The organism is Blautia sp. AM47-4, assembly GCF_003479865.1.
GTDB lineage: Bacteria > Bacillota > Clostridia > Lachnospirales > Lachnospiraceae > Fusicatenibacter > Fusicatenibacter saccharivorans.
On the sequence record NZ_QUHY01000005.1, the window covers coordinates 126,342 to 141,026 of the forward strand.

The 14,685-nt window shown below is 46.8% G+C and carries 9 protein-coding genes and 2 pseudogenes; 6 read left to right on the forward strand and 5 right to left on the reverse strand.

The genetic code is table 11. The features are described from left to right. Positions 1–26 precede the first annotated feature (26 nt). Positions 27–1,265, forward strand: coding sequence for an MYG1 family protein (locus DW965_RS05025; protein WP_119198112.1), 1,239 nt, complete (start codon positions 27–29; stop codon positions 1,263–1,265). A 280-nt stretch (positions 1,266–1,545) separates the two neighbouring features. After that, a complete protein-coding gene (locus DW965_RS05030; RefSeq protein ID WP_119198113.1) occupies positions 1,546–3,432 on the forward strand; it encodes a phage tail tip lysozyme in 1,887 nt (628 codons plus the stop codon). A gap of 103 nt (positions 3,433–3,535) precedes the next feature. Here DW965_RS05030 and DW965_RS05035 read toward each other — a convergent pair whose 3' ends face one another. Further along, positions 3,536–4,216: an HAD family hydrolase gene (locus tag DW965_RS05035; protein ID WP_117761524.1), complete on the reverse strand. Its 681-nt coding sequence runs from the start codon at positions 4,214–4,216 to the stop codon at positions 3,536–3,538. A 180-nt stretch (positions 4,217–4,396) separates the two neighbouring features. Between DW965_RS05035 and DW965_RS05040 the strand changes: the two are divergent. Further along, positions 4,397–5,520 (forward strand): annotated as a pseudogene (locus tag DW965_RS05040) (DUF362 domain-containing protein). Between the two features lie 344 nt (positions 5,521–5,864). Here the strand turns inward: DW965_RS05040 and pdxT are convergent. Together pdxT and pdxS are read right to left on the reverse strand one after the other, a co-directional pair. Continuing rightward, complete coding sequence (pdxT, locus tag DW965_RS05050) at positions 5,865–6,446, reverse strand: pyridoxal 5'-phosphate synthase glutaminase subunit PdxT (RefSeq protein ID WP_117761521.1); 582 nt, start codon at positions 6,444–6,446, stop codon at positions 5,865–5,867. Beyond that, the gene (gene pdxS / locus DW965_RS05055; protein ID WP_117761520.1) at positions 6,446–7,327 is read right to left on the reverse strand and encodes a pyridoxal 5'-phosphate synthase lyase subunit PdxS; all 882 of its coding nucleotides are present in this window, start codon (positions 7,325–7,327) and stop codon (positions 6,446–6,448) included. The genes pdxT and pdxS overlap by 1 nt, the downstream gene beginning before the upstream one ends. Positions 7,328–7,471: 144 nt before the next feature. Here pdxS and pdxR point away from each other — a divergent pair, with 144 nt between their 5' ends. Continuing rightward, positions 7,472–8,926 (forward strand): MocR-like pyridoxine biosynthesis transcription factor PdxR, encoded by a 1,455-nt coding sequence (gene pdxR, locus DW965_RS05060; RefSeq protein ID WP_117761519.1) that lies wholly within the window; start codon positions 7,472–7,474, stop codon positions 8,924–8,926. A 90-nt stretch (positions 8,927–9,016) separates the two neighbouring features. Then, entirely contained in the window at positions 9,017–9,784 is a 768-nt protein-coding gene (locus tag DW965_RS05065) for a GNAT family N-acetyltransferase (RefSeq protein ID WP_118666231.1), read from the forward strand. Here DW965_RS05065 and DW965_RS05070 read toward each other — a convergent pair. Further along, on the reverse strand, positions 9,779–10,780 hold the full coding sequence (locus DW965_RS05070; protein ID WP_119198114.1) for a LacI family DNA-binding transcriptional regulator: 1,002 nt from the start codon (positions 10,778–10,780) through the stop codon (positions 9,779–9,781). The genes DW965_RS05065 and DW965_RS05070 overlap by 6 nt on opposite strands. A gap of 415 nt (positions 10,781–11,195) precedes the next feature. Between DW965_RS05070 and DW965_RS05075 the strand changes: the two genes are divergently transcribed. Then, the gene (locus tag DW965_RS05075) at positions 11,196–12,950 is read left to right on the forward strand and encodes a glycoside hydrolase family 13 protein (protein WP_119198115.1); all 1,755 of its coding nucleotides are present in this window, start codon (positions 11,196–11,198) and stop codon (positions 12,948–12,950) included. 203 nt (positions 12,951–13,153) lie between these two features. Here the strand turns inward: DW965_RS05075 and DW965_RS05080 are convergent. Further along, a pseudogene (locus tag DW965_RS05080) lies at positions 13,154–14,553 on the reverse strand (sodium-dependent transporter). Between the last annotated feature and the right edge of the window lie 132 nt (positions 14,554–14,685).

The window sequence follows — 14,685 nt, forward strand, 5'->3', positions numbered from 1 at the left end:
CTTAAGAAAAAGGAAGTTGGAATTTTATGACATTATTAGAACAGATACAAAAAGAACATGCCGCTGCTTTTACGCACGGCGGAAAATTTCATGCGGATGATGTGTTCTCTGCGGCACTGCTTCTGCATTTTAATCCGCAGCTTACTATCCAGCGCGGAAATCGTGTGCCGGAGGATTTTGCCGGGATTGTTTTTGATATTGGAAGAGGAGAATACGACCATCACCAGAAAGACAGCCGGATCCGGGAAAACCAGGTTCCGTACGCGGCGTTTGGCCTTTTATGGGAGGCACTTGGCACAGAAATTTTGAGTCCGGAGATGGCTGCGCAGTTTGACGAGAAGTTTGTACAGCCGCTCGATCTCAATGATAATACAGGAGAAAAGAATGAACTCGCCAGTATGATCGGCATGTTCAATCCGGTATGGGATGATAACAGCGGAAGCGATGCTGCTTTCCTGGAGGCGGTGGCAGTGGCCGGACGGATTTTGGAACATAAATGGGAGCGTTTTCGTGCGGATGAGCGGGCGGAGCAGCAGTTTGCAGATCTTCTTGCCGAACACAGGAAGCGGATCGCAGCGGAGAAAAAGGCAGGAACAATGGATGAAAAGATTCTGATTCTGTCGGAATTTTTTCCATGTCAGAAACAGCTTTCCGCGACTGAAATTGCATTTCTGATATTCCCATCGAACCGCGGCGGTTACTGCGTGCAGCCGGTTCGAAAAGAAAATTCATTCAATTACAAGTATGATTTTCCGGAAACATGGCTTGGCCTGGAAAAAGAAGCACTGCAGGAAGCGACGGGGCTTTCCGGTGTGTCTTTCTGCCACAAAGGAGGATTTCTTCTCACCGCAGAAACGCTTGACGATGCCGTCGCTGCCTGTCGCATCAGCCTTGCGGGAGTGCCAAAAGCACCGGTTCTGATCCACATCGGTACCGATGCGATTGATGCGGATGACGCGCTTTTGCGGCAGATGCCGGGCATGGAGCATGCAGTTATTCTTCATAAACCGCTGCTGGAGGCCCCGGAACTGAACATCTGTGGCAGTTATGCCATGTCATCACTTGAAAAAGCAGAATGGAAGATACGCCTGCGGGAATACCTGTCGGACTTGTTAAAAGAAAAGCCGGAGGCTGTCTGTGTCAGCGGTGATCTCTTTGCGGCCTATCCGGTCATGCACCAGCTCCGCAAGAAACATATTCCGGTTCTGACGGTATCAGAGCAGAATGGAAAACGGCTTCTGATCCGCATTCCGTCCGGTTCCTGAGAATTTACAGAGAATCTCTCTCAATTTCACGCGTTAAACAGAAAAATTCCTCAATATGTGATTTGTTTCTTTGCATCTGATGTTGTCTGTGATACAATATAGAAAATACGTGAAATTTTTTGCACAATGAAAACGAATGATATCATTTTTGGTTTATCTTCAAAAAAAGAGGCCAGACTTTACAGGAACGATACATTTTTGTGATTTCATCCGAACGGCCTCAAAAGCAGAAAATGGCAGGCAGAAATCGACAAACAGCAGAGAGGAGAGCAAAACATATATGATTTCAAAGAAAAAATTTGGCACAACGGTAACAGCGTTCGGCGTGGCAGCTGGAATGCTTCTCGGTTCGGCTGCACCGGCGCATGCAGAGGAGACAGCGAAAACGGTGCAGGAAACGCAGAAAGATCAGGCGGATGCACCGGCCACGCAAAGTGAAACGGAAAACGGAAACACAGAAGAAGCCGTTGTTCCGGCTGTAGAAACACAGGAAACCGAGACACCAGCAGAAGAACCGTCCGTACCATCTCAGGATGAAAATGCCGCTTCCACAGAGGAGCCAGAAGTACCGGAAACGCCAGAACCGACAGAGGATCCGACTCCAACGGAGACACCGGAAGACCCGAATCCAGGCGAGATGCCGGAGCCATCTCCAAGTGAAACCCCGGAACCAACTCCAGGCGAAACTCCAGAACCGTCGGTAACGCCATCCCCAAGTGAAACGCCGACTCCAGTCCCGTCCGAAACCCCGGAACCAACAGAAACACCGGTGCCAACCGAGACGCCTGCACCAGCCCCGACAGAAACACCGAAAAATGATGAGACACAGGCGGATGACTGGATTCAGACGATTGATTACGGAAAATATATCAGCTCCATGAAAAAAGATCTCCGCGCAGGTTTCGCACAGGTCGACAAAGCGTACGCCTACGCAAAGGTCGATACCAGATTAAACGTCCGCGAAAGCGGTTCCACCAGCGCACGGATCGTGGGAACACTTCCGGCAAAGGCACTCTGTTTTGTGATCGCCGATGCGGATCAGGAGTGGGTTTATATTGAATCGGGCGACGTCCGCGGTTTTGTCCGTACGGATTATCTGCAGCAGGGAAAAGAGGCGCTGGAATATGTAACCGGCACCAGAGAGGATCAGATGAAACTGGCGGATCAGGTGATCGATCCGTCTGAAAATGAAGCCTTTCCCTATAAAAAAGAAACGGTTTATGAAGTAAAAACCTCAACCGGAAACGGTATTATCACATTTGCAAAACAGTTCGTTGGCAGACCATACGTCTGGGGTGGAAACTCCCTGACGGACGGTATTGACTGCTCTCATTTTGTATGGCAGATTCTGACCCGTTGCGGTGCGTACGACGGTGAATATACGATCTCCGGCGGATGGCGCAGCCTTGGAACGGAGGTTGCAAGCCTGGATGAGGCACGCGCAGGCGATGTTATTTGCTATAATGGCCATGTGGCGCTGTATGACGGAGAAGGAAAAATTGTAGAAGCGCTGAACGAAAACGCCGGTATCACCTGCGACCGCCCGGTGGACTGTGACACGATTCTGACGATCCGTCGTTTTGCAGCCGACGATGAAATCGGTGGAACGAACGCAGAAAAGATCTGGAATTACTTCCTGATGCACGGATTTACAAAAGAAGGAGCCGCCGGTATTATGGGAAATATTGCAAACGAGGCATCCACAGACCTCAATCCGACACTGCTTGAGTATGGCTCTACCAGCCGCACAAGCCTGAGCGGAGAGCAGTACACGAACCTTGTTGATGCCGGAATCATTTCCCGTGACGAAGTGATCAGAAGTTCCCGTTTTGGCCTTTACAGTGGCGGAAGATATGGATATGGTCTCTGTGGTTTTACAGATCCAACGATCAAAGAGTATCTGTGCCGATATACCATTGATCTTGGAAAGAGCCTTGGAAGCCTGTCCGGCCAGCTCGACAGTCTGATGGCCTACCTTTCCGACTACAATCCGAATCTGCTGGACAGACTGAAAAATGCCGAAGATGTTGACACCGCAGCAACTGCCTTTATGCGTGAATACGAAAAATGCGCAAACCAGAGCACACAGCAGAAACTGCGTACAACAGCAGCAGAACAGATCTACAATGTTATGGAATCGTATGATTCGCCGGTAGATGTAGAATAAACGAACAGATGATGAAAACGTGTTAAAGAAAGTCCTCCACAGCAGAAAGATTCTGTGTGGAGGACTTTCTTACAGTAAAATAATTGAATTTATGTATGATTTTTTACTTCCAGCTTTTCAGTTTGTCCGCTTCTGGAGTCTGCAGCAGAATTTCTTTACAGGCCAAAAGAGAAGGACTCACATAATCACAAAATGGAAAAAGCTCTTTTGTATACGGTGTCAGATCCGGGATCATGCAGGAGATGGCACCAGCTGCACGCGCGGCCTTCAGACCATTGATGCTGTCTTCGGCTACTATGCATGCAGCAATCGGAACTTTCAGAAGAGACGCTGCTTTTAAGAAAATTTCCGGATCCGGCTTGCTGTTGATTACCTCATCCCCGCAGACTGAAGCATCGATATACTGGTCAATGCCAGACTGTTTCCAATAGTCTTCCGCAATGCGCCGCGTTGTAGAAGTAGCAACGGCAACTTTGATCGAATGCTCTTTGAGCCAGGAAAGAAACTCATGAAGCCCTGGTTTTTCCGGGACACCGTTGCGTCGAATATAATCGTTTAGATACGCCGTGCGGATTGCGCGTCCTTCATCGTATGTCACCTGTCCGTGAAACCACTCCTCAAACAGCTTTCTGCTCCGCGGAAGCGCACTGCCGCGCATCTGCGAAAGATGTTCCTCCGTGAGCGTAAAATTCAGCTCCCGGGCAGCTTTTTGCCAGCCCTCTTTCATTACAATCTCGGTGTCAAACAGGATACCATCCATATCGAATAATACTGCCTTTATCATAAACATGACCTCCAAAGCACTTCTGTATTTTCAGTTGCTTAAAAACTATGTTCAGTATACGAAAAATCCAGAAAAAAGACAAGCCCAAGAGACAAACAGAAGACCACAAATTATACTTGACTTCAACCTAGCTTGAAGTGATATGCTGTCAAAAAATGACAAATCAGGAGGAATGACAAAATGGAAAAGTCAACGGTTTATTTTACCGACTTTCGATGTCCGGTTGGAACGAGTCAGCTTGACAAGCTGAAAAAGCTCTGTATTGCTGCTGGCATCAAAGACATTGATATGGAAGGCAAATTCGTCGCAATCAAAATGCATTTTGGCGAACTGGGAAACATGGCGTTTCTTCGTCCGAATTATGCGAAAGTGGTTGCAGATCTCTGTAAAGAGCAGGGAGGCCTTCCGTTTCTGACAGACTGCAATACGTTATATCCGGGCAGCAGAAAAAATGCCCTGGAGCATCTTGACTGTGCGAATCTGAATGGATTCAATACCATTACCACAGGATGCCAGATTATCATCGGAGATGGAGTGCGAGGAACCGATGAAATCGAAGTTCCGGTTGTCAACGGAGAATATTGCAAAACAGCATTGATTGGCCATGCAATCATGGACGCAGATATTTTTATCAGTCTGAGCCATTTCAAAGGCCATGAAGCAACGGGCTTTGGCGGTGCACTGAAAAATATCGGTATGGGATGCGGAAGCCGCGCCGGAAAGATGCAGCAGCATGCCAGTGGAAAACCGGCGATCAATACGGATGTCTGTCGTGGCTGCCACCGCTGTGCAAAAGAATGCGGAAGCGATGCAATTTCCTATGTGGATAAAAAAGCAGTCATTGACTATGACAAATGCAAAGGATGCGGCCGCTGCATCGGTGCCTGCAGTTTTGATGCGGTTTACAATCCAAACAGCAGTGCAAACGAGCTTCTCGACCGGAAAATGGCGGAGTATGCACAGGCTGTCTGTCATGGACGTCCGTGCTTCCATATTTCTCTGGTACAGGATATCAGCCCGAACTGTGACTGCATGGTGAGAACGATGCTCCGATCCTGCCGGATATCGGAATGTTTGCAAGCTTCGACCCGGTTGCTCTTGATCAGGCGTGTGCCGATGCCTGCCTGAAGGCAACTCCGATCGAAAACAGTCAGCTTGGCGAGCATCTTGCAGAGCCGGGATGGCATTGCCACCACGATCATTTCAAGGATTCCAATCCGAATATTGAATGGCAGGCAACCCTTGACCAGGCAGAGAAAATTGGTCTTGGTACGAGACAGTATGAACTGAAACGTATCAAATAATAATTCAAAAATGCTTTATGGCAGGTAAACAACGTGGAAAGCTCCAGCTTCTCGGATGAAAAATCAACGAGAAGCTGGAGCTTTTTGCGATCAGATTTTATTTTCTTCAGAGATAACAACGTTTTTTTCATCCATTATATGGATAATGGTTTCACGGAAAATCTTGTCACACGGGAGAACGTAAGCCGGGAAAAAGACCGGATTCGAATCGGTGACAGGGGAACCCTAAAAATAGATGGTGTTTCTCCGGAAAAGATTCAAATTATTCCATGGGACTGCATTGCGGTATGAAAACAGAGCAAAAGACTGTGCAAATGAATTTATGATTTGCACAGTCTTTTGCTTTATACGTTGCTGATCATCGAAAGAAATGTCTTATGAATCCTCATATCCGGGTCGAGCTCCGGGTGGAAGGAGAAGGCCATCTGGTTTTTATATTTTACACCGACAATCCGCTCTTCCACAACCGCGAGCACTTCCACGCCGTTCCCCACAGATGCGATATACGGCGCACGGATAAACGTCATCGGCACTGTTCCAATGCCCACAACCGGTGCTTCTGTGTGGAAGCTGCCTAACTGTCGGCCGTAGGCGTTCCGCTTGATGCACATGGGAATCGTGCCGAAATACTGCTCTGGCTGTCCCTTCATCTGTCCGTCGATCGTTTCTGCCAGAAGAATTGCACCGGCACAGGTTGCGAGGACCGGCATGCCGTTTTCAATCTGGCTTTTCATGATATCGAACATGCTAAGCTCTTTTAAAAGCTTTCCCTGAACGGTACTCTCGCCGCCCGGCAGTACAAGTGCATCGTAAGGCTCGGCAAGATCGCGGGCCTGCCGCAGTTCGATGCATTCGGCGCCAAGCTGTTCTAATACTTTTTCATGTTCTGCAAATGCGCCCTGCAATGCAAGCACTCCAATTTTCATTATTTTCCTCTTTCTGCCATCAGTAAGGCGATTTCCTGCTCGTTGATGCCGACCATAGCCTCGCCGAGATCAGCGGAGAGTTCTGCGATCCGTTTGGCATCGGTGTAGTTGGTAACAGCTTTTACGATGGAAGCGGCACGTTTTGCCGGGTTGCCGGATTTGAAGATACCGGATCCGACGAAGACGCCTTCTGCTCCGAGCTGCATCATCAGCGCTGCATCGGCAGGCGTTGCCACACCGCCGGCTGCAAAGTTGACAACCGGGAGACGGCCGTTATCATGAACATACTGAACAAGATCGTATGGAACCTGCAGGACCTTGGCTGCCTCAAACAGCTCATCCTCACGCATTGAGGTCAGTTTCTGAATTTCGCTGTTCATTTTTCTCATATGGCGGACCGCCTGTACGATATCGCCGGTTCCCGGCTCACCTTTGGTACGGATCATAGACGCTCCCTCGTTGATCCGGCGGAGTGCCTCGCCGAGATCCTTTGCACCGCAGACAAACGGTACTTTGAAATTTCGTTTGTTAATATGGTAGACATCATCCGCCGGGGAGAGAACCTCACTCTCGTCGATGTAGTCGATTTCGATGGCTTCAAGAACCTGTGCCTCTACAAAGTGGCCGATGCGGCATTTTGCCATAACCGGAATGGAAACGGCTTCCTGAATGCCGCTGATCATCTTCGGATCACTCATACGGGAAACGCCGCCGGCTGCACGGATGTCTGCAGGAATCCGCTCCAGTGCCATAACGGCACAGGCACCAGCTTCCTCGGCAATATGCGCCTGCTCCGGAGTGGTAACGTCCATGATCACGCCACCCTTTAACATCTGTGCCAGTTCTTTGTTCAGTTTGTATCTCTCATTTGCTGCTGTCATAATAAGTTCCTCCGTGTCTGAAAAATTTTAGTTCCTGTTTTAGCTTTACTTTTGCTCTGCCACACAGTATACTGGTAAAGTGACTATAAAAAAATTGCCAAAACAAATATATTCAGTAAGGTCAGATGAGAGGAGAACGGTCGGATGCTGACGTATAATTTTGCGAATATAGGGTCAGATTCCCTGTATGAATATTTATATAAATGTATCAAAAATGACATATTGCTGGGAAATATCCGCCCTGGAGAGAAGCTGCCGTCGAAACGGACGTTCGCGAAAAATCTGGGTATCAGCGTCATTACCGTCGAGAATGCCTATGCGCAGCTTGTTGCGGAAGGCTATCTGTATTCCATGCCAAAGCGCGGATTCTATGCGGCTGATCTGGAAATTGAGGATTCCATGCGGGATGCGGTGCCAAAAGAGATCCTGCAGGTAGCAAACGGGGAGACTTCCTATTTTGCGGATTTTTCCAGTAACCAGACGGACAGCGAGATTTTTCCGTTTACAATCTGGACGCGGACGGTGCGTGCTGTCCTGAATGACAACCGGATCCAGCTCATGATCAATTCCCCGTGCGCCGGGATTTTAAAGCTGCGCAGTGCGATTGCAAAATATCTGCGAGAGTTTCGTGGAATGCAGGTGCTGCCGGAGCAGATTATTGTCGGCGCAGGAACGGAGTATCTGCATAACCTTCTGATTCAGCTTCTCGGAAACGATCTTGTTTATGGAGTAGAGGATCCCGGGTATCACAAAATTGCGCGGATTTATGAGAGTATGAAGGTGCGGTACGAGCCAGTGCCGCTCGACCAGGACGGTGTTTCGGTGCAGGAGCTGGAAAAAAGATCGGTTGATATTATTCATACCTCCCCGTCCCATCACTTTCCAACCGGGACAGTCATGCCGGTCAGCCGCCGTTATGAACTGCTCGGCTGGGCAGCAAAATCAGATCATCACTATATCATTGAGGACGATTATGACAGTGAGCTGCGTCTCGGCGGAAAGCCGTTTCCGACACTGCAGAGTATCGACGTTTCGGACAAGGTCATCTATATGAATACGTTTACGAAAACACTTGCCTCCACGGTACGGATCAGCTATATGGTGCTTCCGCAGACATTAGCGGAGAAATTTTATCGCGAGCTGTCGTTTTATTCCTGCACCGTCTCCAACTTTGAGCAGTACACACTGGCAGAGTTTATTGAGAATGGCAGTTTCGAAAAACATATCAACCGGCTGCGAAACTATTATCAGAACAAACGAGATCTGATTTTACAGGAACTCGAAAAGAAGCCGCTCGGTGATTACGTGACCATCGAGGAGGAAGAAGCAGGCGTTCATTTTCTGATGCATCTTCGCACGGATTTGAAAGAAGAGTCGATTGTCACGCAGGCGAAATCCCGTGGTGTGAAATTAAAGCCGCTCTCCGGCTATTACGCGGATGCGGCGGAGGCAATAAAGCAGGAAAATACGTATGTCATGAACTATTCCTCTATCGATCCGGCTGCAATGGAGCGGGCGGCGGGAGTGCTGCTTCATATTCTGCGGGCGCATATGACGGAAAACACATTTGAGGCAGAGATGAAAAAGAGCCAGGAATAATCATAAATTGATCCACAGAAATAACTGCAGGGAATGAGCTTCTCTGATGCCCAGCAGTTTCTATTACAAACTCATAAAGGAGAAAAGCATATGATGAATCGTGAAATGATGGAGCTTGCCATGAGGCAGTCTGCGGAAGATATGGGGTGCCGCGTGGAAGATTTCAAGGCGGACAAAAATGTTGTTGTTCCCATAAAATTAGGAAAGAAGGCCCGCAAATATTTGAAAGAGCCTATTACCTGCAATCTGGTTTCCTATGGAAATAATATCATGGCGGCTTCCATACCGGAGACGATGGATCTGGTATCTGCGTATGTAGACAAATTCGAATTTTACCACTGTTTTGAGACACCAAACATGCATTGGCTGAATGAACGTTTAGCTGAAAAAGGTCACAAAATATGTTTCATGGCAGAATACTATCTGCCGGACATCAGCCGGATACCGACTCTTTCCTGCGCCTATGAGACACGAGTATTGACACAGGAAGATTTTGCGGATTTGTATCGACCGGAATGGAGCAATGCGCTTTGCGAAGATCGGAAGAATCTGGATGTACTTGGCGTCGGCGCATATGATGGAAGTACGCTGGTGGGACTTGCCGCCTGTTCTGCCGATTGCGACGATATGTGGCAGATCGGTGTGGATGTCTTGCCGGAATACAGACGACAGGGGATTGCCTCTGCACTGACAAGCAGACTTACAAAAGAGATCATAAACAGGGGAAAAGTACCTTTTTACTGTACCGCCTGGTCTAATGTCAGATCTGTAAGAAACGCTGTCAAAAGCGGTTTTATACCGGCATGGGTAGAAATGACTGCAAAACCGGCAAATATTGTTGATGAGATGAATTTATGAAGGAACCTTCCCTGTCGATTCCCGCTGAATCAGCTGTGCATGCAACAAATACGTACTGATTGGGATGTGATTGAGAAGACTTGACAATGCAAAAAATCCACTTTTTCCGAGCTCCAGCCGATCTTGTCTGATGGTTGTAAGGGGCGGTGACGTACAAGCAGCAATCGGCAGGTCATCAAATCCGATAATGCTGATATCATCAGGAATCTGGAATCCCAGCTGCTGACATTGCGTGAGCGTTGCACTTGCCAGGGTATCCTGGTTGCAAATAATAGCAGTGATTCCATTTTCCAGGAAACGGGGAAGGTGCTTTTCCATACATTCTGACAGATAATAAGAACAGCCGATCGTAGCAGGAGAAGTCTTCAGTCCGTGCTGGTGCATGGAACGGAGAAAGGCAGCATGGCGTGCCTGGAGAACCCGGGCACCGAGGGAACTGCTCAGATAGGCGATCTTCCGGTGTCCAAGTCCTGCAAGATAAGAGACGGCAAGTTCCATTCCCTCCTCATTATCAATACCTACATAAGCGGTGGAAGGATTCCCTACCATATAGTTGTCGAAAAGAACAGCCGGTGTGCGGCTGACCTTAAAGTCCTGAATCCAGGGATCGCTCAGGGAAAAGCCGACTACAAAAGCTCCTATATAATCATGCTCCAGCATAAAAACATCATATTGCTGGTTTCTTTGCGCCTTAATATCAACGGGTACAATTTCAACATCAAAGCCTGCAGGTTCTGCCATCTGACGAAAACCTACCAGGATATCATAGGCAAAATGATGCGGTTCCTGATACCGCATATTTTCTTTTTCTATTATAATACAGACTTTTTTTGTTGGTTTCTTATAACGCCGCAGCTTCGTATAACCCAGAGCCACGGCAGTTTCCAAAACCTGTTTCCGTAAAGCTTCGCTGATATCAGGCGCGTCATTGAGCGCTTTGGATACCGTGCTCTTGGAAACTCCCATTTTATCAGCAATATCCTGAATGGTAGTCATAATCGGCAATCCTTTCACAAAACAAAAAATGTAAACTCCCCCAGCTATCATGATGGAGTTCTTTTAACGCTATTATATGAAGATTGCGGGAGTGCAAAGCACGTAGCAATCTGGTATCAAAGGGGTCAAAAAACCTTTTGCCCCCGTATCATTATATAAAAACATAAGATAAAAAGCAATCCATACCGTGAAAAAGAAATGTTTCGCTAAGTTTCGAAAAAAGAAAGCATCCTGCACAAAAATCATCCTGAAAATTATCTGAATTTTACGAAAGCGCAGGGAAAAATGGAAATTGATTGACGAAGAAATAAAAAAGGCTTATAGTAAAGTTACGAAACAATACGAAACAAAAAGTGATCGTGTTTCTTACAAGGATGCAAAAAACAGTTTTAGAGCTATACGGGAGGAAAATGAGATGGAATTTAGCGGTGTATACCATAAAACTTCAGAACAGATGAGTTATGCCCTGGATGAGGACAGACTGATTGTCAATATCAAGACAGGATATGATGTAAAACAGGTTTTTATCCATTACGGAGATCCTTATGAAGCCGGAATTTTGGGTGGAAAAGAAAAATGGATCGGGAAAAGAGAGGAAATCATATATAAAAAACGTCTGCCTTATCAGATCTGGTGGACAACAACGCTTCTTCCGGAATACAAAAGATGCAAATATTATTTCGAGCTGCGGACGGAAAAGGAAGTCTGGTATTATTTTGAGGATGGTTTCCTGACAGAAGAACAGCTCCGGATGGATGGCCGTATGCAGCAGTGCTTTATTGTACCCTGGATGAACCCGGCAGATATCAATCGCACACCGGCATGGGTAAACGAAACGATCTGGTATCAGATTTTCCCGGATCGGTTCTGCAACGGGACACCGGAAAAAAACGGAGATGATATCACACCCTGGAGAAATCACGGAACCGTAACAAACGAAGAAAAATTCGGAGGAAACCTGGAAGGGATCCGTCAGAGATTATCGTATCTGCAGGAACTTGGGATTACCGGTATTTATCTGAATCCGATCATGAAAGCAGAGTCCAACCACAAATATGACACGACCGATTATACAAAAATAGATCCGTTTTTTGGCGATGCGGATACAATGAAAGTGCTTTGCAAAGAAGCACATGAAAAAGGAATCCGCATTATGGTAGATGCAGTGTTTAATCATAGTGGAAGAAAATTTGAGCCGTGGATAGATATCCTGGAGCATGGAAAAGAGTCTCGTTATGCGGACTGGTTTATGGTAGAGGACTGGGAACAGGTTCAAAAAAGGGGAGACACCAGAGACCGACGGTTCTATTCCTTTGCATTTACAGACGGGATGCCAAAGCTGAACACAAACAACGAAGAGGTGATACAGTATTTCTGTAAAATCTGTGAGGACTGGGTACGGGAGTTTGATATCGACGGAATTCGTTTCGATGTAGGAAACGAAGTGTCGCACAGGTTCTTAAAGCGGATAAGAGAGCATTTAAAAACGATAAAGCCGGATATTTATCTTCTGGGGGAAATCTGGCATGATGCAAGCCAGTGGCTGCAGGGAGATGAATATGATTCTGTCATGAACTACCCGCTGCTGAGCGGAATCCATGATTTCTTTCTTGATAAAACAATGAAAAAAGAAGAATTTGAATATATGGTAAACCGTTGCTATACCATGTATATGCAGCAGAATAACGATGTACTTTTTAATCTCCTGGATTCCCACGATACCGAGAGGCTGATGAACCGTTTTCACGATCTGGACAAGTTCTACCAGCAGCTTGCAATCCTTTTTACGCTTCCGGGAAGCCCCTGTATTTATTATGGAACGGAGATCGCAATGGAAGGCGCTCATGATCCGGACTGCAGAAGATGTATGCCTTGGAGTGAAATTGAAAGCGAAGAGAATCAGAAAAAAATTGCAACGATGCGGAAACTGATCATGCTTCGAAGAAATGAAAAAGTGTGCAGAAGCCTGCATTTCCATTTTCCGAATGGTTATGAAAATGATCGGTGTGTAGAGTATATTAAACTAGACGAAGAGGGAAATAAAATCGAAGTTCTGCTCAACGCATCGGATGAGAAGATAAAAGTAAAAGGAGACGGGGAAGTACTTTTTGCCCGGGAATTTGATGGAGAGATACTTGGTGTAAATGGAACGTTAATTCGCAGGATGTAAGGGTTTCACCTGTTAGAAATATGTGCAGACAGGCACAAAAAAAGCATGTTTTCTGGAAAAGCCACCGGAAAACATGCTTTTTTGATCTCTTGACTCGCCAAAAACATAAGTAAGGAGCCATTTTTCGAAGGAAAATGAGCGGATTACGAATGTTTTGAAGATTGCGTGAGTGCAAAGCACATAGCAATCTGGTATCGTAGTGATCAGACGTTTAAAATACCGAACGACTGCAGCAGCAGTGCGGCAAGGAGCACGGGTGCAATAAACTTCACCATGACGATATACAGCCTCTTTCGACCGAACTTATATCCTCCCAGCGTCACCTCATCGATGATGACCTGCGGCTTTACAACCCATCCGATCAGAATACAGGAGAGAAGTGCAACAAGCGGCATCAGAAGGTTATTGCTGATAAAATCCATGACATCCAGGATCTGAGCCGTTGCGCCATTTGGAAGCTTCAGTTCAAAATAAAGTGCATTGTAGCCGAGGCATACGATGATACCGACGAGACATGCATAAACGGTTACAATAACCGTGCTCTTCTTTCTGCTGATGTGAAATTTGTCGATCATACAGGAAACAATGGATTCCATGACCGATACGGAAGATGTAATGGCTGCAAAGGAGACCATAAGAAAGAAAATGGTTCCGATTACGCCGCCTGCTGCTCCCATGGACTGAAAGACCTCGGCAGGGAGACAAACATCAGACCAGGGCCGGCGGACATACCCTCTGCTCCCATAAAGGTAAATACAGCAGGAACGATCATCAAACCGGCAAGCAGCGCAACGATGGTGTCAAAAATCTCAATCTGATTGATCGATTTCATCAGGTTTGTTTCTTTTTTTACGTAGGAACCGTAGGCAACCATGATACCCATCGCAACGCTGATCGAAAAGAAAAGCTGTCCGAGTGCATCGACAAAGACGGTGAAAAATTTCTGCGGCGTCATTCCTTTAAAATTCGGAACGAGATAAATTTTCATACCCTGCAGTCCCGTACGGACTACACCGTCTGCATCGGTATGGGTCAGTGTCAGCGAAAAAATGGAAATTCCGATGATTAAAATCAGAAGGATCGGCATCAGAATTTTGCTGTAGTTTTCAATTCCCTTATTGACACCACGATATACAACGAATGCGGTAAGAAAAAGATAGATTCCCAACCACACAATCGGCTGCCATGTACCGGTAATATAGCCGGTAAAGTAACCATCCTCGGCAGCAGCAGTGCCATGTCCGGTGAGAAACACAGACAGGTATTTTAATACCCAGCCGCCAATGGAGCAGTAGTAAGGCAGGATGACAACCGGCACGATACTGGCGAGAAGGCCAAGACCGTTCCAGCCCGGGTGAATTTTACCGTAAGCGACAAGCGGACTTTGTCCGGTTTTTCTTCCGATGGCAATATCAGTTGTCAGCAGGGTAAATCCAAAGGTCAGAGCCAGTACGATATAAACTAAAATAAAGGTTCCGCCTCCGTCTTTTGCGGCAAGATAAGGGAAACGCCAGATATTTCCCAGTCCAACCGCGCTTCCTGCAGCAGCAAGCACGAAGCCGATCGATCCGGTAAAGCTGCCGCGCGTATGTTTCTTTTCCATATAAGATACATCTCCTTATTGATAGACTGACTGTTTTTAACAGCCGAATACTTCTATTATAAAGTTCGGACGATACTTCGTCAACCAGAAGATCTATAGATTGACAATTTCAATTAGTTGTACTATCATCTA